This is a genomic window from Pseudonocardia halophobica (assembly GCF_027922425.1).
Lineage (GTDB): Bacteria > Actinomycetota > Actinomycetes > Mycobacteriales > Pseudonocardiaceae > Pseudonocardia > Pseudonocardia halophobica.
In genome coordinates this window covers 1-1,768 of record NZ_BSFQ01000103.1, presented here as the reverse complement: position 1 = coordinate 1,768, position 1,768 = coordinate 1, and the positions used below count along the sequence as shown (strand labels likewise).

Below are 1,768 nucleotides of genomic sequence, written 5' to 3'. Positions count from 1 at the left end.
CAATAAACTCAGCGACCAGCTCTCCGGCTGCGCAGATAAAACGCCTCTGTCCGACAAATAGCGAACAATCGATCAGAAGGTCTGATGTGACATGCCCTACTCCCTATCGCTCACCTCTTTCTGGAACCTTGCGCAGGGTCCGACAACTGACCAACCGGGCAGTGACTTCACTCTGGCCACCAGCTGTCTCCCGTCAGCGCCCATGGCACAGATTTGAGGTTGTGATTTAAGGAGGATTTGGGCTTCGTCGTAGTGACGAAGGAACGAAGATGAAGCCCAAATCCTCCAATACAAAATTGCCGGCCAAGTCCCCTGCTGAGCGGGTGGTCAAGGACATTCGGCGTCAGACCCGTCGGCACTTCTCAGCTGAAGACAAGATCCGGATCGTGCTGGAAGGACTTCGCGGTGACGACAGCATCGCCGAGTTGTGCCGCAAAGAGGGCATCGCCCAGAGCCTGTATTACACTTGGTCAAAGGAGTTCATGGAAGCGGGCAAGCGCCGGCTCGCCGGCGATACCGCCCGTGCCGCGACCACCGGTGAGGTTCAGGATCTGCGCCGCGAAGCCCGTGCCCTGAAGGAATGTGTGGCGGACCTGACGCTCGAAAACCGTTTGCTTAAAAAAAGCATGATCGCGGATGGGGGCGACGACGAATGAGGTATCCCGCATCCGAGAAGCTCGAGATCATCCGGATCGTCGAACAGTCGCACCTGCCCGCCAGGCAGACGCTGGATCACCTCGGCATTGCCCGCCGGACCTTCTACCGCTGGTATGATCGTTACCGGGAAGGCGGGCCGGAAGCGCTGGAGGATCGCCCTTCGGCGCCGAGCCGGGTGTGGAACCGCATCGGCGAGGATATCCGGGACCAGATCGTCGAGATGGCGTTGGAGGCGACCGATCTCAGCCCGCGCGAACTGGCCGTGCGATTTACCGATGAACGCCAATACTTTGTGTCCGAAGCCACGGTCTACCGTCTGCTCAAGGCCCATGACCTGATCACCAGCCCGGCCTATGTCGTGATCAAGGCGGCCGATCAGTTCCACACCAAGACCACACGGCCGAACGAGATGTGGCAGACCGACTTCACCTACTTCAAGATCATCGGCTGGGGCTGGATGTATCTGTCGACGGTGCTTGACGACTTCTCGCGCTACATCATCGCCTGGAAGCTATGCTCCAACATGCGGGCCGAGGATGTGACCGACACGCTGGACCTCGCACTCGCCGCCTCGGGCCGCGACTGCGCCACCGTGCTGCACAAGCCGCGACTGCTATCGGACAACGGCCCGAGCTACATAGCGGGCGAACTGGCCGAATACATCGAGGCCAAAAAGATGAGCCATATCCGCGGCGCCCCGTGCCATCCCCAGACCCAGGGCAAGATCGAGCGCTGGCACCAGACCCTGAAGAACCGAATCCTGCTAGAAAATTACTTCCTGCCCGGTGATCTCGAGGCCCAGATCGAGGCCTTCGTCGAGCACTACAACCACCAACGCTACCATGAGAGCCTGAACAACGTGACGCCGGCTGACGCCTACTTCGGCAGGGCGCCGGACATCATCAAACAGCGCGAAAGGATCAAACGAAAGACCATCGAACATCGGCGCTTGCAGCACCGCAAGCTCGCCGCATAACATCAACCCCAAGACGAGGCCCGCTCTCCGCTAATCTAAGCCCCGATCTGAGCCAAATGTTCTGACGACGGACACATTATATCCGGCAGGCGGAATGAGTCGAGATCGGCTTCGGCGGCAAGCGCCACCGCTTCA

Annotated in this window: 1 protein-coding gene; it reads left to right on the top strand. The window is 59.6% G+C overall.

What is annotated here, in order from left to right:
* Positions 1-269 precede the first annotated feature (269 nt).
* Positions 270-1,633 (top strand): IS3-like element ISPko4 family transposase gene (locus PKE99_RS39120; RefSeq protein ID WP_076611527.1). Its coding sequence is split into 2 segments (ribosomal slippage): positions 270-617 and positions 620-1,633, totalling 1,362 coding nucleotides; the frame shifts between segments, so codons are not numbered across the junction.
* Positions 1,634-1,768 lie beyond the last annotated feature (135 nt).